The organism is Methylobacterium sp. C1 (assembly GCF_001854385.1).
GTDB classification, from domain to species: Bacteria; Pseudomonadota; Alphaproteobacteria; order Rhizobiales; family Beijerinckiaceae; genus Methylobacterium; species Methylobacterium radiotolerans.
Map to the genome: position 1 here is coordinate 4,199,359 of NZ_CP017640.1, position 20,057 is coordinate 4,219,415.

16 protein-coding genes are annotated in these 20,057 nt (G+C 72.1%); 10 read left to right on the forward strand and 6 right to left on the reverse strand.

What is annotated here, in order from left to right; all coding sequences use genetic code 11:
• Window positions 1–221: 221 nt before the first annotated feature.
• Genes BKE41_RS19430 through BKE41_RS19440 form a run of 3 tightly spaced genes read left to right on the forward strand, consistent with a single transcriptional unit; the run spans window position 222 to window position 2,831 of the window.
• A complete protein-coding gene (locus tag BKE41_RS19430; RefSeq protein WP_024829183.1) occupies window positions 222–1,037 on the forward strand; it encodes a UDP-2,3-diacylglucosamine diphosphatase in 816 nt (271 codons plus the stop codon).
• A 10-nt stretch (window positions 1,038–1,047) separates the two neighbouring features.
• Window positions 1,048–2,094: a glycosyltransferase family 1 protein gene (locus BKE41_RS19435; protein ID WP_012320607.1), complete on the forward strand. Its 1,047-nt coding sequence runs from the start codon at window positions 1,048–1,050 to the stop codon at window positions 2,092–2,094.
• Window positions 2,095–2,132: 38 nt separating this feature from the next.
• Window positions 2,133–2,831, forward strand: coding sequence for a ribonuclease HII (locus tag BKE41_RS19440; RefSeq protein ID WP_012320608.1), 699 nt, complete (start codon window positions 2,133–2,135; stop codon window positions 2,829–2,831).
• 15 nt (window positions 2,832–2,846) lie between these two features.
• On the opposite strand, the gene BKE41_RS19445 is transcribed toward BKE41_RS19440, so the two are convergent.
• Together BKE41_RS19445 and BKE41_RS19450 are read right to left on the reverse strand one after the other, a co-directional pair.
• Window positions 2,847–4,949 (reverse strand): HAMP domain-containing methyl-accepting chemotaxis protein, encoded by a 2,103-nt coding sequence (locus BKE41_RS19445; RefSeq protein ID WP_070999995.1) that lies wholly within the window; start codon window positions 4,947–4,949, stop codon window positions 2,847–2,849.
• 744 nt (window positions 4,950–5,693) lie between these two features.
• Complete coding sequence (locus tag BKE41_RS19450) at window positions 5,694–6,809, reverse strand: PA0069 family radical SAM protein (protein WP_070999996.1); 1,116 nt, start codon at window positions 6,807–6,809, stop codon at window positions 5,694–5,696.
• A 157-nt stretch (window positions 6,810–6,966) separates the two neighbouring features.
• Here BKE41_RS19450 and BKE41_RS19455 point away from each other — a divergent pair, with 157 nt between their 5' ends.
• The gene (locus BKE41_RS19455; RefSeq protein ID WP_012320611.1) at window positions 6,967–7,497 is read left to right on the forward strand and encodes a hypothetical protein; all 531 of its coding nucleotides are present in this window, start codon (window positions 6,967–6,969) and stop codon (window positions 7,495–7,497) included.
• Window positions 7,498–7,646: 149 nt separating this feature from the next.
• Window positions 7,647–9,095 (forward strand): amino acid permease, encoded by a 1,449-nt coding sequence (locus BKE41_RS19460; protein ID WP_070999997.1) that lies wholly within the window; start codon window positions 7,647–7,649, stop codon window positions 9,093–9,095.
• 7 nt (window positions 9,096–9,102) lie between these two features.
• Here BKE41_RS19460 and moaB read toward each other — a convergent pair whose 3' ends face one another.
• Window positions 9,103–9,660, reverse strand: a complete 558-nt coding sequence (gene moaB / locus BKE41_RS19465) for a molybdenum cofactor biosynthesis protein B (protein WP_012320613.1) — start codon at window positions 9,658–9,660, stop codon at window positions 9,103–9,105.
• 154 nt (window positions 9,661–9,814) lie between these two features.
• Here moaB and maiA point away from each other — a divergent pair, with 154 nt between their 5' ends.
• The 4 genes from maiA to BKE41_RS19485 all read left to right on the forward strand — a co-directional run bounded on the left by maiA (window position 9,815) and on the right by BKE41_RS19485 (window position 12,622).
• Window positions 9,815–10,462, forward strand: a complete 648-nt coding sequence (maiA, locus tag BKE41_RS19470) for a maleylacetoacetate isomerase (protein ID WP_029359836.1) — start codon at window positions 9,815–9,817, stop codon at window positions 10,460–10,462.
• A gap of 140 nt (window positions 10,463–10,602) precedes the next feature.
• Window positions 10,603–11,934, forward strand: coding sequence for an NAD(P)/FAD-dependent oxidoreductase (locus BKE41_RS19475; RefSeq protein ID WP_024829176.1), 1,332 nt, complete (start codon window positions 10,603–10,605; stop codon window positions 11,932–11,934).
• Window positions 11,935–11,999: 65 nt separating this feature from the next.
• A complete protein-coding gene (locus tag BKE41_RS19480; protein ID WP_012320616.1) occupies window positions 12,000–12,311 on the forward strand; it encodes an EthD family reductase in 312 nt (103 codons plus the stop codon).
• The gene (locus BKE41_RS19485; protein ID WP_024829175.1) at window positions 12,308–12,622 is read left to right on the forward strand and encodes a hypothetical protein; all 315 of its coding nucleotides are present in this window, start codon (window positions 12,308–12,310) and stop codon (window positions 12,620–12,622) included. Before BKE41_RS19480 ends, BKE41_RS19485 begins: the two co-directional genes overlap by 4 nt.
• Before the next feature lie 33 nt (window positions 12,623–12,655).
• Here BKE41_RS19485 and BKE41_RS19490 read toward each other — a convergent pair whose 3' ends face one another.
• The 3 genes from BKE41_RS19490 to BKE41_RS19500 all read right to left on the reverse strand — a co-directional run bounded on the left by BKE41_RS19490 (window position 12,656) and on the right by BKE41_RS19500 (window position 18,441).
• Entirely contained in the window at window positions 12,656–15,991 is a 3,336-nt protein-coding gene (locus tag BKE41_RS19490) for a GAF domain-containing hybrid sensor histidine kinase/response regulator (protein WP_071000722.1), read from the reverse strand.
• A 54-nt stretch (window positions 15,992–16,045) separates the two neighbouring features.
• Window positions 16,046–17,320, reverse strand: coding sequence for an O-antigen ligase family protein (locus BKE41_RS19495; RefSeq protein ID WP_070999998.1), 1,275 nt, complete (start codon window positions 17,318–17,320; stop codon window positions 16,046–16,048).
• Window positions 17,321–17,433: 113 nt separating this feature from the next.
• Window positions 17,434–18,441 carry a GTP-binding protein gene (locus BKE41_RS19500; protein WP_012320620.1) on the reverse strand — a complete coding sequence of 336 codons (1,008 nt, stop codon included), beginning with the start codon at window positions 18,439–18,441 and terminating at the stop codon, window positions 17,434–17,436.
• A 293-nt stretch (window positions 18,442–18,734) separates the two neighbouring features.
• Here BKE41_RS19500 and BKE41_RS19505 point away from each other — a divergent pair, with 293 nt between their 5' ends.
• Window positions 18,735–20,057, forward strand: a complete 1,323-nt coding sequence (locus tag BKE41_RS19505; protein ID WP_012320621.1) for an efflux RND transporter periplasmic adaptor subunit — start codon at window positions 18,735–18,737, stop codon at window positions 20,055–20,057.

A 20,057-nucleotide genomic window follows, 5' to 3' on the forward strand; every position in this document is an offset into this window, starting at 1 on the left:
CTTGGTATTATGAGGCGGTGAAGCTCGAAAGGAAAACCGGAAAAACTTCCGGAACTTGCCAAAAAAATTTTTTGTGCGACGCAACGAAGTCGAGCTCCGGTTGAGAGGCTTCGCGGCACCGCACACCGAAGTCTTTCCGCCCCGTCCGAACCCGCGTCATCAAACTGAGATCGGATCGCGCTCTGGATCCCGGCACCGTACAGCCGCCGGGAGAGGGTGCCGTGGCCGAGGTTGAGGAGATGCCGGTCCGCGTGCGGACGCTGTTCCTGTCCGACCTGCATCTCGGCACGCGCGGCTGCCAGGCCGGCCTGCTGCTGTCGTTCCTGAAGGACTACGACGCCGACACGATCTACCTCGTCGGCGACATCGTGGACGGCTGGCAGCTGCGCTCGGGCTGGTACTGGCCGCAGGAGCACAACGACGTCGTGCAGAAGCTCCTGCGCAAGGTCCGCAAGGGCGCGCGGATCGTCTACCTGCCGGGTAACCACGACGAGTTCCTGCGCGACTACGTGGGCACGAGCTTCGGCGGCATCGAGCTGGCCGAGACCGCGATCCACGAGGCGGCCGACGGCAAGCGCTACCTCGTCATCCACGGCGACCAGTTCGACATGGTCGTGCGCCACTCGCCGTGGCTCGCCCATCTGGGCGACGGCGCCTACACGCTGGCGCTCTCGCTCAACACGCTGATCAACAAGGTGCGGCGGCGTCTCGGCCTGTCCTACTGGTCGCTCTCCGCCTGGGCGAAGCTGCGCGTCAAGAACGCCGTGAGCTTCATCGGCCGCTTCGAGACGATCCTGGCCGAGGAGGCGCGCCGCCAGGGCGCCGACGGGGTGATCTGCGGCCACATCCACCACGCGGCCGACCGGCCGATCGGCGACCTGCGCTACCTCAACACCGGCGACTGGGTGGAATCCTGCACGGGGCTCGTGGAGCACTACGACGGCCGCATCGAGGTGCTGCACTACCCGAGCCTCCTGCGGGCGCGGGCGGCCGAGATCGTGCCGCAGACCCTGCCGGGCCGGCGCGCGGTGGCGTGAGGGCGCCGCCGTGAAGCTCCTGATCGCCAGCGACGCGTGGCACCCCCAGGTGAACGGCGTCGTGCGCTCCCTCGAGCAGATGGTCCGCCGCGCGCCGGAGCACGGCTTCGCCACGGCCCTGCTGTCGGTGGCGGATTTCCGCTCGCTGCCGCTGCCGGGCTACCCCGAGATCCGCCTCGCCTATGCCGGGCGCGAGCGGGTGGCGGCGCGCTGGCGGGCCGAGCGGCCGAGCCACGTGCACATCGCCACGGAGGGGCCGGTGGGCCTCGCGGCGCGCCGGCACTGCCTCGCGCACGGCCTGCCCTTCACGACGAGCTACCACACGCGCTTCCCGGAATACCTCGCCGCCCGCGCCCCGGTGCCGGAGGCGTGGTCCTACGCGTATCTGCGCCGGTTCCACGGCGCCGCCCGGGGGACGATGGTCAGCACCGCCTCGCTCCAGGGCGAGCTCGCGGCGCGGGGCTTCGGCCGCCTGATGCGCTGGACTCGGGGCGTGGACACGGAGCGGTTCCGGCCGGCCGAGCCCGGGACGCCCGCGCCGGCGGAACTCGCCGGCCTGCCGGGGCCGCTGTTCCTCTACGTCGGGCGGCTGGCGGTGGAGAAGAACGTCGCGGCCTTCCTGAGCCTCGATCTGCCCGGCACGAAAGTGGTGGTCGGCGACGGGCCGGACCGCGCGCGGCTGCAGGCGCTCGCGCCGGAGGCCCGCTTCCTCGGCACCCGCACCGGCGCGGACCTCTCGGCCGTCTACGCGGCCTGCGACGTCTTCGTCTTCCCGAGCCTCACCGACACGTTCGGCATCGTGCTCCTGGAGGCGCTGGCCAGCGGCCTCCCGGTGGCGGCCTTCCCGGTGCCGGGCCCCAACGACGTCGTCGGCGGCACCCGGGTCGGGGTGCTCGACCCGGATCTGCGGGTCGCCGCGCTGGCGGCTTTGCGCCTGTCGCGCGCCGAGTGCCGGGCCGAGGCGCTGCGCTGCGGCTGGGACGTGAGCGCCCGGCAGTTCTTCGGCAACATCGTCGAGGCGCATGGCGGTGCCCGGAGCACCCGGGACGCCGCCTGACGCGTGACGGCGCCCGCGCGGGATGGCAGGACGGCGCGATGCCGTCCGCCAAATCGTTCGCCAAGCCGCACGCCAAGCCGCACGCCGGACCGCCCACTGGATCGACCGCCGGACCGCGCGCGTCCGTCAGGACCCGGTCCCCGGGCGCTGGCCCGTTCGATCCCGCCCGGGCCGCCGCGTATCCGGCGGCGATCGGCTGCGACGAGGTCGGGCGCGGCGCGCTCTGCGGACCGGTGGTGGTGGCCGCGGTCTGGTTCGATCCGACGGCGATCCCGCCCGACCTGCTCGCGGCCCTCGACGACAGCAAGCGCGTTCCCGAGCCGGTGCGGGAGCGGCTGGCGCCCCTGATCCGCGCCCACGCGCGGGTCGCGGTAGCGGCGGGATCGCGCGCCCTGATCGACCGGATCAACATCCGCGGCGCGACCCTCGACGCCATGGCGCGGGCGGTGGCGCGGCTCGGCCTCGCCGCGCCCGTGCTGGTCGACGGGCGCGACGCCCTGCCGGGCCTGCCCGGCCGCGCCGTGATCGGCGGCGACCACCTCGTGCCGCAGATCGCCGCCGCCTCGATCGTCGCCAAGGTGCTCCGGGACCAGCTGATGCGGCGCCTCGCCCGGCGCCATCCCGGCTACGGCTGGGAGCGGAACGTCGGCTACGGGACGGCCGTCCACCGCGCCGGCCTGACGCAGCTCGGGCGCAGCGCGCATCACCGGCTCAGCTTCACCCGCGGGTTCGACTGAGCCGGGCAAGACGGGTCACGCGGCCCGGACGCCCGCCAGGAAGCGGTGGACCTCCGCGGCGAGTTCCTCCGACTGACGCGTGAGCGCGGTGGCGGCCGTGAGCACGTGGTCGGCCGCGCGCCCGGTCTGGTCGGCCGCCTGCGCCACCCCGGCGATGTTGCCGGTCACCTCCTGCGTGCCAACACTGGCCTGGGCGACGTTGCGGACGATCTCCCGCGTGGCCGCCCCCTGCTGCTCCACCGCGGCCGCGATGGCGGCGGCCACGGTGTCGATCTCGCCGATCCGGCCGGTGATCGTGCCGATCGCCCGCACCGCCTGACCGGTCACGGTCCGGATCTCGCCGATCTGCCGGCCGATCTCGTCGGTGGCGCGGCCGGTCTGAGCGGCCAGCTCCTTGACCTCGGTGGCGACCACCGCGAAGCCGCGCCCGGCCTGACCGGCCCGCGCCGCCTCGATCGTGGCGTTGAGCGCGAGCAGGTTCGTCTGAGCGGCGATGCCGGCGATCAGTTCGACGACGGCGTCGACCCGGGCGACGGACGCGTTGAGCGCCGCCACCAGGGCGGCCGTCTGGTCGGCCTCGCCGACCGCGATCCGGGCCAGTTCGGACGAGCCCTGGACCTGCCGGCCGATCTCCTGGACGGAGGTGCCGAGCTCCTCCACCGCGGCGGCGGCGGTCCTGACGCCGGCAGAGGCCTCCTCGGCGGCGGCGGCCACGGTATCGGACTGGCTGGCGGTCTCCTGGGCGGTCGTGGTCATCTGCCAGGCCGTGGTCTGCAGCTCGGTCGCGGCTGCGGAGACCTGCCCGACGATGCCGGCCACCGCCGCCTCGAAGGTCTGCGCCAGCGTGTGCGTCATCGTCCGGCGCTGCGCCTCTGCGGCGCGCGCCGCCTCGGCCGCGTCCGCCTCCAGGGCGCGGGTGCGGACGAGGTTGTCGCGGAAGACCTGCACGGCCGCCGCCATCGCGCCGATCTCGTCCCGCCGTCCGCGGGCCGGGATCTCCACGGCGACGTTCCCGGAGGCGAGCGCCCGCATCGCCCGGATCATGGCCCGCAGCGGTCCGAGCACGCGGCGGAAGACCGTGACGGCGCCGACACCGGCGAGCACCACCGAGGCGGCCAGGAACAGGCTGGTGTGGAGCAGCGTCGCCTCCGCCTCCGCGGCGAGCGCCTGCGCGCGGGCGACCATCGCGTTCAGCGCCGCCTGGGCGAGGTCGGCGATGGTGTTGACCTCCCGCGTGTTGCGGTCACGCAGGTCCTGGATCGCGACGCCCGGCGACTGGCCCCGGCTCAGGGCCGCCCGCAGGGCCTGCCGCCGCGCCGCGACCTCGCCCTCGAAGTTGCTGGCGCCCGCCCTCACGAAGGCGTCCTGGACCTCCCGCGGCAGCGTGTCGTCCATGTGTTCGACGAGGTTCGCCCAGCTCGCCGCGACGCGGCCGCGCTCCTCGGCCTCGGCGAGGCGCTCCTCCTCGGACCAGCCCGTCCCCCGCGTCACGGCCGTCTCGGCCCGCGCCACGTTGCCGCCGATCGCGACCCGCGTGATCCAGGCGGCACGCTTGATGTCCAGGGCGCGGGCCAGCGCCGCGTCGCGGCGCGGGATCGTGACGTCGACGGCCCCGCTGGTCGCCGAGAGCGCGTCGAGCAGATCCCGGAAAGCGGTCGCGGCGACCTCCGCCGTCGCGGCGGCGCGCTCCGCGATCGGGACCGAGAGGGCCGCGTCGATCCGCGCGGACAGGCCGGTGACGGCCTCGTGCGCGCGTCGGAGCGGATCGACCGTCTTCGCCACCGCGGCGGTGTCGATCGCGCGCACCAGGATCAGGAGAGCCTCCAGCCGTTCGGTCCGGGTCGCGCGCTGCCGGGCGATCAGGGCCGCGTCGGCGGGCGGGATCCTGCCCGCGGCGATCAGCGCTTGCAGAGTCCGTGCCCGCTCGAGGCGCACGGCGAGCAGGACCTCGAGGAGGATCCGGCTGCCTTCCGTGAGCGCGACCACGCGGCGGCTCTCCCGCTCCTGCGCGCGGGCATCGTGTGCCGTCCGGGCGCCCGCGGCCAGCAGTAGGGCGCTGAGTGAGAACAGGATCGCGCACAGGATCGTGCCGATTGAAGGACGCGGAAGACGCAGCATGAGGGTTGAGTTCTCTCTTCGCAGTGCGTCGAGACATGCGGCCCGCCGCCGGGCTGCCCGGTTCGAGCAGGGCGGCCGGTCGGCCTCGGTCGCCGGAAAGGCTGAGCGACACGACGGCCCCCGGGGGCTGTGACCGCGCGATCCGGGGACGGCCGGCCCCCAGGGGCACCCCGACGCGGCGCCGGCCCGGTTCGCCCGGAGGGCGCGGCGAGGTCGCGGGCTCGCCGGCGATCCCGGTCCGGTCATCGGACAGGAAGCGCGCCCGGTCGGCATCGAGGTCGGCGTCCGGAGACTCCACCGCCTCAAGGGAGGCCAGCAGCCGCGACCGGCCGCATCGGGCAGGGCCGCGGAGCGCGGCTCGCCCGCGACCGGATCACCGCGCGCGCGGTACAGAGGCGCGATCGGAGGACACAAACGCCGAACACAATCCCTTTTCTACGCACAGCATCGACCTCAGTATCTTGCATTAATACAATATATTAATCGTTGCGGACTCATTATGCACCACAAAAGCTCATCATTCCCGGCATTTGACTCACAAAACAACAGATGTCAACCTTACGTTCCTAGGTTATGCATCATAGAACATCGCGCTATAAAAAACATTCACAACCGCGGAACAAATATAACTCGTATTTAATATATTGACGACGATCATGGAACAACTACTGAATTTATCGAGGAGATATGGTAATCGGGCAGATCCGCCGCCTCGCGCGCGGGCGACACCGCGTCGGTCGCGTTTCAGAGCAGCACAAGCTGCGAGCCGGGCTTGCGGAACGCGTCGCGGTTCAGATCCATCCGTCCGAAGGCGAAGCCGAGACGGGTGCCGGCGAGTCGGACCCGCTGGCCGATCATCGCCGCGTAGGCCCCCTCCCCGCGGAAGCGGTGGCCGAAGCGCGGGTCGTTCTCGCGCCCGCCCCGGGCGTCCCGCAGGAGTGCGAAGGTCCGCGCCCGGCGCTCCGGATAGTGCTCGGCGAACCAGTCGGCCACGAGGTCGGCGACTTCGCCGGGGAGGCGCAGCAGCGCGTGGCCGATGCGGCTCGCCCCGTGCGCGCGCGCCTCGGCCAGGATCGACTCGATCTCGTGATCGGTCAGGCCGGGGATGATCGGCGAGACGTTGACCATGACGGGCACTCCCGCCGCGCTCAGCGCCCGCATCGCCGCGAGCCGCTTGTCCGGCCGCGGCGCCCGCGGGTCGAGGCGGCGGGCGAGGTCCGGATCCAGCGTCGGCAGCGAGATCGCCGCCAGCACGAGGTCGTCCGCCGCCATCTCGGCCAGAAGGTCGAGGTCGCGCAGCACGAGGTCCGACTTGGTGGTGATGCTGACGGGATGGCGGGCCTCTCGCAGCACCTCCAGCACCCCGCGGGTGAGCCGGTGCTCCCGCTCGACCGGCTGATAGGGATCCGTGGCGGTGCCGAGGGCGATCGTCTCTGGCCGGTAGCCCGGCGCGGCGATCTCGCGGGCGAGGAGCCGGGCGGCGTCCGGCTTGGTGAAGATCCGCGACTCGAAATCGAGCCCCGGCGAAAGGCCGAGCCAGGCATGGGTGGGGCGCGCGTAGCAGTAGATGCAGCCGTGCTCGCAGCCCCGGTACGGGTTGATCGACCGATCGAACGGGATGTCGGGCGAGCCGTTGCGCGCGATGATCCGGGCGGACCGCTCCGGCGTGACCTGCGTGCGCAGGGGCGCCGGAGGGTCCGCCGTCCAGGTCCCGTCGTGGAACGCCTCGCGCCGGGCAGATTCGTACCGGCCGGTCGGGTTGGCCGTCGCGCCGCGCCCGCGCCGGGCGGCCGGATCCGCGGCGCTCGGGCCGAGTCGCGTCACGGTCCCGGACGCGGTTCCGTCGCGCGTGTCCACCATCCCGACTCGCCCCACTCCGGAAACCGATCGGAACATACAACGAACAAACCGCCGGCGATCGCCTCTTTTTCAGGCAAATCCGGCTCCGTGGCCCGTCCGGGCAGCGGCGCGTCCGCGCGGAGACGGCAGGGCAGTTTACGGCGCCGCAGAATCGTCTATGCGCGCGCTCATGCTCTCCGCCGTGACCTATCTGGCCGACCCGGCCGAGCCGGACGCGATCGATCGCCTGGCCGACACGCTCAGCGTGCTCGTCTCCGGCGTGGCCGGCGGCCTCGTCGGCGACGCGGTGATCGTCGCGGGCCGCGAGAGCGAGGCCGTGGCGGCCGTCGCGGAGGCCACGGGTGCGACCCTCGTGCTGCACCGGGGCGGCAATCCCTACGCGGCGGGCGCCGTCGCGGCCCGGCGGGACTGGATCCTGTGCCTGGAGGCGGGCGACGTCCCGGCCGAGGGCTGGATCCGCACCCTCGACCGCTTCGTCGGGACGGCGCGGCCGGAGACGGCGCTCGGCCGCCTGCACCGCCCGGCCGGGGGTTGGCTCGGCCGCCTCGTCAGGCGCACGGAGACCGTCGCCGGCGCCCGGCAGGCCCGGGCCGGCGACGTCGTCCGGCGCGAGGCCCTGCGGGCCGAGGGCGCGTTCGCGGGCCGCCTCAAGGTCAGGCCGCTGATCGCCCGGATCGAGCGCGCCTGACCGGAAGAATCGCGACCGTGCGAATCTTGCGCCGGCTCACGTTGTTGTCGGTCGATCTGCCGCTACAACTCTGGAAGCGCGGCAGAAACGGCGCCGCCTCCGGCCGTGTCGACGCGCGCTGAATCTCCCCGACTTGGAAGGATGGTGCCATGGATTCGTCGGGCCTGATGGGGCGGAAGTCGGTCGACGACATCGTCGAGAGCGGCGAGGGCGAGCAGCAGCTCTCGAAGTCGCTCGGCGCCCTCTCGATCACCGCGATGGGTATCGGGGCGATCATCGGCGCCGGCATCTTCGTCCTCACCGGCACCGCCGCGGCCCAGTATGCCGGGCCGGGGATCATGCTGTCCTTCGTGCTCGGCGGCATCGCCTGCGCCTTCGTCGGCCTCTGCTACTCCGAGATGGCCGCGCTGATCCCGGTCGCCGGCTCGAGCTACACCTACACCTACGCGACGCTCGGCGAGTTCTTCGCGTGGCTGATCGGCTGGGACCTGATCCTCGAATACGCCATGGGCGCCGCCACCGTGGCGGTCGGCTGGTCGGGCTACATGACCAGCATCCTCAAGAGTGTCGGCATCGTGATCCCCGCGCAGTTCGCCAACGCGCCGGGCACGCCGATCGAGGGCGGCGGGACCGCCCTGTTCAACCTGCCGGCCGTGCTGATCGTGGCGCTGATCACGATCCTGCTGATGCGGGGCACGAAGGAATCGGCGCGCTTCAACAACGTCATGGTCGCGGTGAAGCTCACCGTCGTGATCGCCTTCATCGTTCTCGGCTGGAGCCATGTGAACGCCGCCAACTGGAGCCCGCTGATCCCCGAGAACGACGGGACCTTCGGACATTTCGGCACCAGCGGCGTCCTGCGCGGCGCGGGCGTGGTGTTTTTCGCGTTCATCGGCTTCGACGCGGTCTCGACCGCCGCCCAGGAGGCGCGCAGACCCCAGAAGGACATGCCGATCGGCATCCTGGGCTCGCTGGCGGTCTGCACGATCCTGTACGTGCTCGTCGCCGCCGTGCTCACCGGGCTCGTGCCCTACAAGGAGCTGAACGTCCCGGACCCGATCGCCAAGGGCGTCGACATGATCGGCATCGGCTGGTTCGCCCTCCTGATCAAGCTCGGGGCGCTGACCGGGCTGACCACGGTGATCCTCGTCCTGCTCTACGGCCAGAGCCGGATCTTCTTCACCATGGCCCAGGACGGCCTGCTGCCGAAGATGTTCTCCCACGTCCACCCGACCTACCAGACGCCGTATCGCAGCCAGGCGCTCATCGGGGCCGCGGTCGCCGTGGTGGCGGCCCTGGTGCCGATCCACATCCTCGGCGAGATGGTCAGCATCGGCACGCTCGCCGCCTTCATCCTCGTCTGCGGCTCGGTGCTCTACCTGCGGCGCGCCGAGCGCCACATGAAGCGGCCGTTCCGGGCGCCCGCCGTGCCGGTCGTGCCGATCCTGGGCATCCTGTCCTGCCTGCTCCTGATGATCGGCCTGCCCCTCGACACGTGGCTGCGGCTGGTGATCTGGATGGCGATCGGCCTCGTCGTGTACTTCTTCTACGGCCGCAAGCACTCTGTCCTGCGCCGCAAGGAGGGGAATCTGGCCTAGCGCCGCCTCACACGGTGAGGCTCGCGCCGCGCCGCAGGTGCTCGTCGAGGCGCGGCATGATCTCGACGAAGTTGCAGGGCCGGTGCCGGTAGTCGAGCTGCTGGGCCAGGATCCCGTCCCAGGCGTCGCGGCAGGCGCCGGGCGAGCCCGGCAGCACGAACACGTAGGTCGCCCGCGCGACCCCCGCGGTGGCGCGGGATTGCAGGGTCGAGGTGCCGATCTTGTCGTACGAGATCCGGTGGAACACGGCCGAGAAGCCGTCCATGCGCTTCTCGAACAGCGGCTCCAGCGCCTCGGGGGTGACGTCGCGGCCGGTGAAGCCGGTCCCGCCGGTGGTGATCACCACGTCGACGCCGGGATCGCGCAGCCACGCCTCCACCCGCTCGCGGATCGCCGGGATCTCGTCCGGAACGATGGACCGGGCCGCCAGACTGTGCCCCGCCTCGGTGAGGCGCTGGGTCAGGGTGTCGCCCGAGCGGTCGTCCTCCGGACGGCGCGTGTCGGAGACGGTCAGGACCGCGATGTTCAGGGGAATGAAGCGGCGGGCGTCGGTCTGATCGGCCATCGTGCGGGCTCTCCGGTGCGGGAGACCGATATGGGCCCGGCGGGACCGCTTGTCGCCCCCGGGGGCCGCCGCGCCCGCGCCCCCCCCGCGCCCCCCTTGCGGCCCGCCGCAAACTCGGCTGTGCTCGTCCGGCCCCGTCGGAGATCGCTCACCCATGCACATGTACGGCAACTGGCGCTCGGCCGCGGCTTTCCGGGTGCGGATCGCCCTGAAGCTGAAGGGCATCGCGTACGAGGAGACCTTCATCGACCTCGACGCGGGCGACCAGCACAAGCCGGAGTTCCGCAGGATCAACCCGCAGGGCGCGGTGCCGGCGCTGTTCGACGGCGACGGCCCGCCGCTCACCCAGTCGCTGGCGATCCTCGACTACCTGGAGGAGACGCGGGACGGCGTCCGCCTGCTGCCCGAGGAGCCCCGGGCGCGGGCCCGGGCCCGCTCGCTGGCGCAGGTGGTCGCGTGCGACACCCACCCGCTCTACGTGCCCCGGGTGCGCACCTTCCTGATGGAGCATTACGGCCTGCCACGGGAGCGCATGCTGGACTTCCTCCGCAACGCCTTCGAGACCGGCCTCCGGACCCTGGAGACGCGCCTCGCCACCGAGCCGGGAACGGGCCGGTTCTGCCAGGGCGATTCGGTGAGTCACGCCGACCTCTGCCTAGTCAGCCTCTGGGTCGGGACGGGCATCTTCGGCATCGACACGGCGGCCTACCCGACGGTCGCGCGAATCGCCGAGGCCTGCCTCGCCCTGCCGGCGGTCGCGGAGGCACACCCGCTGCGCCAGCCGGGCGCCCCGCAGGGGTGACCGGGCTCCGCGCGCCGCCCGCCCGGTGCGCGACGTCGCACTCGTGACCGGGGGTCGCGGCCGGCGATGTGGTATTCGGCAACCCAGGCCGTGTAAGGAGGCCGGCGACTGATCCCGGTCCGGGGGGAGAAAGAGTGTCGATGGCATCCGTCGAGAACGAGTCGGGCCTTCATCGCGTCGTGGTGGTCGGCGGCGGCGCCGCCGGACTGCAGCTGGTCACGAAGCTCGGCGACAAGCTCGGGCGCGGCAAGCGCGCGCACGTCACCCTCGTGGACCGCGCCCGGACGCATATCTGGAAGCCGCTGCTCCACGAGGTGGCGGCCGGCAGCCTCGACGTCGGCCACCACGCGGTGGATTACCTGCACCACGCCCACATGCACGGCTTCCGCTACCGGATCGGGCGGATGACCGGGCTCGACCGGGAGGCGCGCACGATCCAGCTCGCCGCGAGCTACGACGCGGAAGGGCGCGAGGTCACGCCCGAGCGCGCCGTCCCCTACGACACGCTGGTGATGGCGGTGGGCTCCACCACCAACGATTTCGGCACGCCGGGCGTCGCCGAGCACGCCATCGCCCTCGACACCCAGGACCAGGCGGTGCGCTTCCACCAGCGTCTGGTGAACGCCTCTCTGCGGGCGCACACGCAGGCCGGCCCGGTCCGGCCCGGGCAGCTCCACGTCACGGTGATCGGCGCGGGCGCGACCGGGACGGAGCTCGCCGCCGAGCTGCACCGGACCCTGCGCCACGTCGTCTCCACCGGGCTCGACAAGATCGACCCGGGCAAGGACATCCGCATCACCCTGGTCGAGGCCGCCGACCGGATCCTGCCGGCGGTGCCGCAGCGCCTCTCGGCGGAGGTGATGCAGCTCCTCAGCAAGATCGGCGTCGACGTGCGCGTGAAGGCGCGGGTCACCGAGGTGCGCGCTGACGGCGTGCAGCTCGCCGACGGCACCTTCATCCCGTCCGAGCTGGTCGTCTGGGCGGCGGGCGTGAAGGCGCCGCCCTTCCTGCAGGGCATCGGCGGCCTGGAGACGACGCGGACCAACCAGCTGGTGGTGACGCCGACGCTGCAGACGACCCGCGATCCCGACATCTTCGCCATCGGCGACTGCGCCTACCTGGTGGAGGCCGGATCCGACACGCCGGTGCCGCCGCGCGCGCAGGCGGCCCACCAGCAGGCGAGCCACCTGATCGGCCAGATCCAGGCGAAGATCGACGGCAAGCCGCTGAAGCCGTTCCGGTACAAGGATTTCGGCTCGCTGGTCTCCCTCGGCGAGTACTCGACCGTGGGCAGCCTGATGGGCTTCGTCCGCGGCAAGAACATGCTCATCGCCGGTCTGTTCGCCCGGATGATGTACCGCTCGCTCTACAAGATGCACGAGCGGGCGCTGCACGGCACGGCCAAGACCGCCCTCGACACCCTGGCCCGCGCGCTCACCCGGCGCACCGAGCCGCGGGTGAAGCTGCACTGACCGTCGCCGTACGAACCGAGGACGGGCGCCCGGATCGACCGGGCGCGCCACAGGAAGGAAACACCATGATCCTGGTAAGCGTGATGTACCCGGCCGGCCCGAGCTTCGACATGGGCTACTATCTCGGCCACCACATGCCGCTGGTGCGCGAGCGCTGGTCGTCCCTCGGCCTCCACGACGCGAAGGTCGTCAAGGGCGCCGGCACGCCGGACGGCGGCGCCGCCCCGTTCCAGGTGATGGCCCTGCTCACCTTCGAATCGGTCGACGCCTTCAAGAAGGCCGTGGCCGCCCACGGCGAGGAGATCTTCGCCGACATCCCGAACTTCACCTCGGCGCAGGCCCAGGTCCAGCTCAACGACTTCGCGGAGAACCCGTGATCGACATCGTCAAGGCGGTGCAGGAGGCCGATCCGAGCCTCGGCACCTACGTGGTCGTGCTGCGCACCGACGCCCGGGCCCTCGACGGCCCGGAGCGCTTCACGCCGGAGGCGCAGGCCTGGATCGCCGAGAAGGCACCCGGCGGCCGGCTCGCCCGGGTGCGCGTCCTGCTGGCGCCCTATCCGGGCGCGGAGCCGGCCGCGCGCGAGGTCACCGTGGCGGCCTTCGCCGACGCGCGGGAGCTCGCCGCCTTCGCGACGACCTGGACCGGCGACCCGCTGCCCGAGACCGACGCGGCGGAAGGCCCCTGAGAGCGGTGCGGCGCCGGCGGGCGCCGCACCGGGTCAGGCCGCGCGCAGCTGCCGGATGGCGCGGAGCGCGGTCGCTCGCTGGATCTCCAGGCGCCGGATCAGCGGCATCAGGTCGGCGCCGGCGTGGGCGGCGGCCTCCACCTCGCGGCAGAGGCTCGACAGCCCGACGAAGCCCAGGAGCCCGGCCGCCGCCACCAGGGCGTGCGCGTCGTGGGCGATCTGCAGGCGGTCGGTCTCGCTCGGCCGGAACCGTTCGGACAGCTCGTTGGCCAGGAGATCGAGCAGCGCCCCGACGCGGTCGGCCCCGAAGCTCGCCTCCATCTCGGTCAGCACAGCCGCGTCGAGCACCGCCGAATCCACCTGCGGCAGGCGGCGCGGCTCCTCGGCCCGCGCCGGCCGCCGCGCGCCCGGCGCCGTCCAGCGGCTGATCGTGGCGAAGAGGTCGGCCCGCCGGAACGGCTTGCCGACGTAATCGTCCATCCCGGCCTCGCGCAGCTCCTCGATCTGCGACGGCAGGACGTTGGCGGTCATGGCGACGATCGGGATGTCGCAGGCGGGCGGCGCCAGGGCGCGGATGCGGCGCGTGGCCGTGAGCCCGTCGACGCGGGGCATCTGGACGTCCATCAGCACGAGATCGTAGGCCCGGCCGGCCGCGACGGACGACCCGACGGCCGTGATCGCCTCGGCGCCGTCTCCGGCCACGTCCACCGCGTAGCCCTGGGATTCGAGCACCGCGCAGGCGAGCTCCTGGTTGAGCGGCACGTCCTCGACGAGCAGCAGCCGCAGCGGCGCCCCCCGGGCATCCCCGTCCGCCGGAGCCGCGGCCGGCGGCGGCCGCGGCGGCGCACCCGCGTCGGCCGCGGCGCCCGAGGCCGCGGCGCCCTGCTCGGCGCGGGGCAGCACCAGCCGGAACCAGAAGGTCGAGCCCGCCCCCTCGCGGCTCTCGACCCCGATCTCGCCGCCCATGAGCGTCACGAGGTGCCGGGAGATCGCGAGGCCGAGGCCGGTGCCGCCGAAGCGCCGGCTGATCGAGCCGTCGACCTGGCTGAACCGCTTGAACAGCCGGTCCTGCTGCGCCGGCGCGATGCCGATGCCGGTATCGACCACCGAGAACCGGACCGTGTCGCCGGGCCGCCCGCCGGGCGCGCCGCCGGCGTCCTCCCGCTCCACGATCACCGTGACCGAGCCCTCGGGCGTGAACTTCACGGCGTTGTTCAGCAGGTTGAGCAGCACCTGACGCAGGCGCCCGGCATCGCCGACCACGAAGGTCGGCAGGGCCGGGTCGATCCGGGCCTCGATGGCGAGGCCGCTGCGGAGCGCGCTGCCCCGCACGATCGAGACCGTGCCGTCGACGATCGAGACCAGCGGGAAGGTGACCGGATCCAGGGTCAGCTCGCCCGCCTCGATCTTCGAGAAGTCGAGGATGTCGTTGACGACCGTCAGCAGGGCCGCGCCGGAGCTCTGGATCAGCTCCAGGCGGCGCCGGTCCTCGTTCTGGATCGCGTCGCCGTCGAGGAGCAGATCGGCGTAGCCCAGGATGCCGTTCAGCGGGGTGCGGATCTCGTGGCTCATGGCGGCGAGGAACTCGCTCTTGGCCGCGCTCGCCCGCTCCGCCTCGGTGCGGGCCGCCTCGGCGTCCCGCGTGGCGGTGCGCAGGGCCGCCTCGACCGCCTTGCGCTCGGTGATGTCGAGATGGAGGCCGACCATGCGCTGCGGCTGGCCGTCGGCTCCGGAGAGCGTCCGGCCCCGCGCGTAGAGCCAGCGCGCGCCGACCCGGAACTCGGCCGCGTAGGGGGTGCCGGACTCGACCGCCCGCCGGATCTCGGTCCAGACATCGGCCACGTCGTCGGGATCGATCAGCGCCGTCCACGCGGACGCCGAGATCGTGTGGGCACCGCCGGTATCCGGCAGACCGTGCATCCGCGCGCTTTCCGGGCTGAGGACGGCGAGCCCCGTGCGCATGTCCCAGTCCCAGGTGCCGGCCTCAGCGGCGTCGAGGGCGATGTCCAGCAGGCCGCGGGCCTCCTCGACGGCGAGCCGCGCCGTGACGATGTCGTCGACGTCGAGCGCGGTACCGAGCCACTCCGCCACCGCGCCGTCCGCCGGATCGAGGCGGATCGGGATCAGCGAGAGCTTGTGCCACCGGTAGACGCCGTCGTGACGGCGGATCCGCCACTGGCCGCTGTATCCCGTGCCGGTCTCGACGGCCCGGATCCAGGCCGCTTCCATGGCGGCGGCATCCTCCGGGTGATTCCGGACGAGGCGCTCCGCGCGCTCGGGCCCGATCGGCCCGTAATAGGCCTGGAACTGCGCGTTCACGTAGGTCGCCTGGCCGTCCCCGACCCGCATGGTCCAGACGAGGAGCGGCAGAGCCTCGGCGAGGCCCCGGTAGCGCAGCTCGCTGCGGCGCACCTCGTCCTCGGCGCGCCGGCGCTCGGTCACGTCGATCAGCACGCCGAAGAGGCCGGCGCTCGCCCCCTCCCCCCGGGCCATGCCGCGCACGACGACGTCGCGGAGTTCGCCGTCCGGCCGCAGCAGCCGGGCCTCGAAATCGAACCGGGTCCGACGGGCGACCGCGTCGGCGACGATCGCCTCCAGCCGGGCACGGTCGTCGGGATGGTAGATCTCCGCGAAGACGTCGAGGTGCGGCGGCGGGGTCGCGGGGTCGCGGCCCGCGATGGCGTAGAGGCTGGCCGACCAGACCGGCTGCCCGTCCCCGAGCTCGATGCGCCAGTTCCCGACGCTGGCGAGCTGCTCGGCCATGGTGAGCTGGTGGTTCGCCGCCTCCTGGGCGCGGGCCCGCGCGTTGATCTCCCGGTGCTGCTCCCGGATGACCGCCTCGCGGATCGCCGCCTGCGCGATCTCCCGGTCGCGCCGGACATTGGCCTCCGTGAGGCGCAGATGCGCCACGACGACCTCGGCGAGGTCGCGGAGGGCAGCCGCGTCCTCGGGGGAGAAATCGAAGCGGGGCCGGGGATCGGCGAGGCAGAGGGTCCCGATCCGGAGGCCCGGCTGGAGACTCAGCGCGATGCCCGCGTAGAACCGGATCCCGCCCGGTGCGGCGGCGATGGTCAGGTCGCGGAAGCGCGCGTCGAGCCGGGCATCGGGGACCACCACGAGGGCGTCGCTGCGGATCGTGTGCTGGCAGAAGGTCTCCGCCCGCCGCAGCGTGGTCGGCACCTCCGCGCAGGGGGTCTTGAGCCACTGATGCGTGTCGTCGAGGAAGGCCACGAACGCGGTGCGCACACCGAACAGGCGGCGGGCCGTCCGGCAGACGGCCTCGAAATGCGGCTCGGACGGGGTCCCGAGGATCGCGAGGGCCTCGAGGGCCGCGAGCCGGTCGCGCTCGCTGTCCGGCTGTGTGTTCACGTACCGTCTCCGGGTGCCGATCGGCAGCTCGGCCGCCACCGAGCGATGCCGCGCCTAGCGCCGCGTTTCAAGCGCGCCCGCCTGCGGCGGCGTGCCCGCGCGCAACCGCGCGGCCTCCAGCGCCCAGACCATGCCCAGCATCATGTAGACGTGGCGCCACTTCTCGATGTCGATCTGGACCGCCTGCAGGAAGAACATCAGCAGCGCCGGCCAGACGATCTGGGCGTGCGCCCGGACCGGCGACGGCCGGGCCAGGAGCCGGAACCCGACGAGGCCGGTCGCCGCCACGAGGCCGATGAACACCGCGCCCCCGAGCCAGCCGCCGTTGGCGAAGGAGCCGATGTAGGAGTTGTGCGGTTCGAGCCCGAAGGTCAGCCGCCAGTGCATCGGCCCCATCCCGAACGGCCGCTCCAGCAGCATGGCGAAGCCGCGGATCTGGTTGCCGAAGCGCCCGGTCTCGCCCTGGTCGTAGTCCTGGGTCAGCGCCGCCCGGGTCTCGAACATCTTGTGGACGTGGTCGACCGAGAGCAGCCCGATCACCGCGGCGGTGCCGAGGACGAGGGTCGCGAGGGTCAGGAGCACGATGCGGCGGCGCAGGCGCGGGGAGGCGCTGCCGGCATAGATCGATCCCACCATCAGGAGCACCGCGACGACGCTCCCGCCCCAGGACCCGCGCGAGAACGACAGGAAGATGCCGGCCACGATGACCAGCAGGCCGGCGAGGGACACGAGCGGCCGGCGGGTGGAGCCGGTGAGCAGGCCGTGCATCAGGTAGAGGGCGCCCAGCGTCAGGAACGAGCCGAAGACGTTCGGGTCCTGGAAGGTGCCCGAGGCCCGGTCGTACTTGTAGAACAGGTCCTCGATCCCGAGCCATTGCAGGTAGCCGACGATGCCCAGCGCCGCCGAGAACACGCAGCTCGCCGTGTAGGCCTTGAGCGCCAGCTCCATCCGGGCGTGCGTGTCGTCCGCGAAGAACATGGCGAAGAAGATGCAGGTGATCGAGAGGTAGATCAGCTGCACGGTCCAGGTGACCGGGAAGTCCTCGTTCAGGTACGGCAGCAGCGCGGTGACGATGGCCGCGAGGTAGAGCAGGAGGAGCGCCACCAGGGGCACCGCCCCGCGGTGCAGCCGCACGCCGAGGCAGAGCCAGAGCAGGATCGTGGGGATCGCGACCGCGTCGTAGGGGGAGGTTTCCGAGAAGGCGAAGCAGGCGAAGAAGATGAACGCCGCGAACAGCGCCTTGGCCAGCCCCTCGACGGCCGCGATGAGCGGGACTCCGCCCACCGACCCGGACGGGACCGGGCCTGCGGGCGCTGCGGTGTGGGCCATGGATACGCGGGCTCCGCGGGCCGGTTACGCTGGCCCGCGCCGTCGGTGATGCCATCCAAACGTTGAGAATCGCCTTCCCGGCGCGCCGCGCCCCTCGGCGGCGCACCGCCGGTTCAGGCGCGGCAGGCCTCGAAGCCCTCCTTGATCGCCGCCGGATCGAGGTTGCGGCCGATGAACACCACCCGCGAGACCCGCTCCTCGTCCTTGCCCCAGTCGCCCTGCACGTCGCCGTCGAGGATCATGTGCACGCCCTGGAAGACGAAGCGCTTCGGCTCGTCCGGGAAGGCCACGATCCCCTTGCACCGCAGGATGTCCGGCCCCTGCGACTGGGTCAGGTTCGAGATCCACGGCATGAACTTGTCCGGGTCGACCGCGCCCTCGATCTTCGCCGAGACCGAGCGGATGTCGGAATCGTGGTGGTGGTGGTGACCCGCCTCCAGGAAGTCGGGCTCGACGTCGAGGATGCGGTCGAGGTCGAAGGCGTTGCGCTCGAGCACGGCGTCGAGGGGCACCGCGCAGTTCTGCGTCCGGTGGAGCTTGGCCAGCGGGTTGATCGTGCGGATCTCGGCCTCGACGCGGTCGAGGTCGGCCGGGGAGACGAGGTCGCTCTTGTTGAGCAGGATCACGTCCGCGAAGGCGATCTGGTTCTTCGCCTCGGGCGCGTCCTTCAGGCGGTCGGACAGCCACTTGGCGTCGGCCACCGTCACCACGGCGTCGAGGCGGGCGGCCTCGCCGACATCCTGGTCGACGAAGAAGGTCTGCGCCACGGGGGCCGGGTCGGCGAGCCCGGTGGTCTCGACGATGATCGCGTCGAACTTGCCCCGGCGCTTGACCAGCCCGTCCATGATCCGGATCAGGTCGCCGCGCACCGTGCAGCAGACGCAGCCGTTGTTCATCTCGAACACCTCCTCGTCCGCGCCGACGACGAGGTCGTTGTCGATGCCGATCTCGCCGAACTCGTTGACGATCACGGCGTAGCGCTTGCCGTGGTTCTCGGTGAGGATCCGGTTGAGGAGCGTGGTCTTGCCCGCGCCGAGATAGCCGGTGAGCACGGTGACCGGGATCTTGCCGGCGGCTGAACCGGGAGCGGCCGGGACGGAAGCGTTGCTCGTATCGGACATGACGGGTTCTTCGGTGGCAGGTGCGGGATCGCGCGGGCCTGGACCCGCGAGCGTTGTCATATTGTAACAAATCCCGTCAAAGGAAGACGGGGCCACACGGTTTCGCGACCGGGGCGCCGGATCGATTGCCTGTCTGACAAGCTTTGCTCTAGGCACGCGGGACCGCCGGAATCTTCCCGCGGCGCGCCATAGAAAAGCACCAGCGACCGCATTGATGTAGGCGTCGCCCGGTCACGAATCGTACTCTCGTCACGCAGCCCGGACTCTCGGCCCGGACCTAGAAGATCATCCGCATGGACGCCCGAAATCCGCTGGACCAGGACGAGGCCGTCACCGTGCCCGCGCGCGGGCGCCGGTGGCCCGGCCTGCTGGTCGCCGTCGTGCTGCTCGCGCTCGCCCTCGGCGCCGCCTTCGCGTTTCCCGACCGGACCCGCGAGACCGTCGCGCACCTCGTCGCGGCGGTGACCGGGCTGTTCGCCCCGGGCAACCCCGACCCGGGCATCGACGTCGAGAAGGCCGGTCCGGTGGAGCGGGTGTTCCGGCCGTCCAAGGAGCAGCGCGCCGCCTTCGAGATCCTGCCGGTCGCCAACCTCGTGTTCCGGCCCGAGGGCACGGCCGAGGGACGCATCGCCCTCAACGAGGACGACAACGTCCCGGTGGTCTCGCCCTATGCCGGCCGGGTGACGAAGGTCCTGGTCCGCGCCGGCGACGACGTGAAGGCCGGCGACGTGCTGCTGACGCTCGAGGCCACCGACATGGTCCAGGCGCAGAACGACTATCAGGCGGCCGTGAACAACCTCCAGAAGCAGCAGGCGCTCCTGAAGCTCGACCAGACCATCGCGCAGCGCCAGCAGGAGCTGTTCCAGGCCCACGCGACGGCGCTGAAGGACTACCAGTCGGCGCAGAACGACGTCATCGCCGCCCAGAGCGACCTGAAGACCGCCGAGGGCGCCCTCGACGCGGTGAAGAGCCGCCTGCGCCTGTTGGGCAAGACCGACGCCGAGATCGCCGCCTTCGAGAAGAAGGGCACGATGAGCGCCGAGACGCAGATCCGGGCGCCGATCGCCGGCACGATCGTCCAGCGCAAGGTCGGCATCGGACAGTACCTCTCCGCCTCCAGCGACCCGGTCTTCGTGATCGGCGACCTGTCGACGGTCTGGCTCGTGGCCAACGTCCGCGAGAGCGAGATCCCGAAGATCCGCATCGGCCAGGAGGTCGAGGCGAAGGTGGCGGGCTTCGGCGCGCGGGTGTTCAAGGCCCGGGTGAACTACATGGCCTCCAGCCTCGACCCGGCGACGCGGCGGCTCGCCGTGCGCAGCGAGGTCGACAACCCGGACCGGGTGCTGCGGCCGGAGATGTTCGCCACCTACACGATCATCACCGGCAAGGGCGAGCCGAGCCCGAGCGTGCCGGTGGCCGCCATCGTGTACGAGGGCGACCGCACCCACGTCTGGGTGGCCCGGCCGGACGGCGCCGTGGAGGCGCGCGACATCAAGCTCGGCCTGATCAACGGCGACAACGCCCAGGTCGTGCAGGGCCTGCGCGCGGGCGAGCAGGTCGTCACCCGGGGGGCCCTGTTCATCGACCGGGCGGCCACCGGCGACAAGGCGTCCTGA

What these genes read in the sequence shown, in the direction of transcription:
- BKE41_RS19440 (WP_012320608.1), top strand. Translation starts at nt 2,133, where the DNA reads ATGCCGTCCGCCAAATCGTTCGCCAAGCCGCACGCCAAGCCGCACGCC.
- BKE41_RS19445 (WP_070999995.1), bottom strand. Translation starts at nt 4,949, where the DNA reads ATGCTGCGTCTTCCGCGTCCTTCAATCGGCACGATCCTGTGCGCGATC.
- BKE41_RS19450 (WP_070999996.1), bottom strand. Translation starts at nt 6,809, where the DNA reads ATGGTGGACACGCGCGACGGAACCGCGTCCGGGACCGTGACGCGACTC.
- BKE41_RS19455 (WP_012320611.1), top strand. Translation starts at nt 6,967, where the DNA reads ATGCGCGCGCTCATGCTCTCCGCCGTGACCTATCTGGCCGACCCGGCC.
- BKE41_RS19460 (WP_070999997.1), top strand. Translation starts at nt 7,647, where the DNA reads ATGGATTCGTCGGGCCTGATGGGGCGGAAGTCGGTCGACGACATCGTC.
- moaB (WP_012320613.1), bottom strand. Translation starts at nt 9,660, where the DNA reads ATGGCCGATCAGACCGACGCCCGCCGCTTCATTCCCCTGAACATCGCG.
- maiA (WP_029359836.1), top strand. Translation starts at nt 9,815, where the DNA reads ATGCACATGTACGGCAACTGGCGCTCGGCCGCGGCTTTCCGGGTGCGG.
- BKE41_RS19475 (WP_024829176.1), top strand. Translation starts at nt 10,603, where the DNA reads ATGGCATCCGTCGAGAACGAGTCGGGCCTTCATCGCGTCGTGGTGGTC.
- BKE41_RS19480 (WP_012320616.1), top strand. Translation starts at nt 12,000, where the DNA reads ATGATCCTGGTAAGCGTGATGTACCCGGCCGGCCCGAGCTTCGACATG.
- BKE41_RS19495 (WP_070999998.1), bottom strand. Translation starts at nt 17,320, where the DNA reads ATGGCCCACACCGCAGCGCCCGCAGGCCCGGTCCCGTCCGGGTCGGTG.
- BKE41_RS19500 (WP_012320620.1), bottom strand. Translation starts at nt 18,441, where the DNA reads ATGTCCGATACGAGCAACGCTTCCGTCCCGGCCGCTCCCGGTTCAGCC.
- BKE41_RS19505 (WP_012320621.1), top strand. Translation starts at nt 18,735, where the DNA reads ATGGACGCCCGAAATCCGCTGGACCAGGACGAGGCCGTCACCGTGCCC.